Below are 1465 nucleotides of genomic sequence, written 5' to 3' on the forward strand. Positions count from 1 at the left end.
GACTTTTTAAACTATGGCTTTAAGAACATACCCCCTGTTTCCAACCTACCCATTTATTAGAAGATGAATACTATGTCAAAAGGAAAAGCTCCTTAGCGGGGGGTAATTGTGTCTATTTTTTTTAAACCAAAATAAACTAACAACTTATGAAAGAAGAAAGCGTAAACCACAACTCCAATGGCAATTTCAAACCTCAACCGATGAACTTATCGCAACTGGCCGCCGCCTACAATGTTAACGAACGGACAATCCACCGTTGGCTCAGCCCCTATCATGACCTGATCGGAGAAAGGCACGGCCACCTCTACACCCCCCGTCAGGTTATCATTATTGTGGAGTGTTTAGGGGCTATGCCCAATTGGAGATAACAAAATTGCTGCAATGCCCAGGCCATGCTTACCGCGTGGCTGTTGCTTTAATTCTTAAATCCTCAATATCCTCAAATCCTCATTTCCTCACCTGCTGCTTTTTGCGTGGGAGTTGATCAGGAGCCAGCCTGTGCCAATGGTCGAAAAGTCCTTAAGTCGTGCGTATAGCTTGATTTTGCATGCATGGGTTGAAAGGTATCGAGAGAACGGAAGAGGTGTAATATCCTCAAATCCTCAAATCCTCATTTCCTCACCTTCTACTTTTTGTGTGAGAGTTGATCGTGAGCCGCTGTACTGAAAGTAATTAATGATATTATTGTTCTTCGGCTATAAGTCATCTGGAAGTTTTAGTATTTTTCAGCGACATAAATATTTAAAGTAATAAAGTAATGAATAAAGGTTTGCGAAATGTTTTTATTGGACTTGCAATTATTTTAGGAGTTGTTTCCCTTCTCCATACGACTAGAATGATAGGAGCATACAATTTTCCTACCTATGCTAATGAACCGGGTATTATGGCAGGTTCAAAAATTATTGTTTCAAGTTTGATCACTCCCGAAAGAGGAGATTTTATTTGTTTTGATCATGAATATAATAACGGATTTGAAATACACGGTTCTGGGCTAAGCGTATTTAGGCTGATTGCTCTACCGCATGATATTGTAGAAATTAGGTCTGGTGTTGTATTCGTCAATAATCAAAACATTGATGAAAACATGGAATTAAACCATGTTTATGTGATTAAACATGACAAGTACAAGCAGTTATTAAAGAAAGGGGAATTAGACAAAGATGGGCTTATGGCATATCTTAATGAGGACTCTTCACTAGTTTGCATGTCAACCGAAATCGCAAAACGTAACGGCTTGTCAGATAGAATGTATATTGATCCTGAGAATAAAGCAGAAAAAGAGATTAAGGAGGTTTATCAGCAAAATTGGAATCGGAATAATTTTGGGCCTTTGGAGATTCCTGAAGGAAAGTATTTTGTGTTGGGAGATAATAGGGATAACGCTTTGGATTCACGTTATATCGGGCTTATAGACGAGGCCAGAATAATCGGGACAGTAATAAACGTAATGTATTTTTGAGGAAGC

2 protein-coding genes are annotated in these 1465 nt (G+C 38.8%); both read left to right on the forward strand.

The features are described 5' to 3' along the window. Positions 1–146: 146 nt before the first annotated feature. Positions 147–368, forward strand: coding sequence for a hypothetical protein (locus E1163_RS00540; protein ID WP_155168575.1), 222 nt, complete (start codon positions 147–149; stop codon positions 366–368). Between the two features lie 389 nt (positions 369–757). Next, complete coding sequence (gene lepB, locus E1163_RS00545) at positions 758–1459, forward strand: signal peptidase I (protein ID WP_155168576.1); 702 nt, start codon at positions 758–760, stop codon at positions 1457–1459. The last annotated feature ends 6 nt before the right edge of the window (positions 1460–1465 follow it).

Source organism: Fulvivirga kasyanovii, assembly GCF_009711405.1.
Classification (GTDB): Bacteria; Bacteroidota; Bacteroidia; order Cytophagales; family Cyclobacteriaceae; genus Fulvivirga; species Fulvivirga kasyanovii.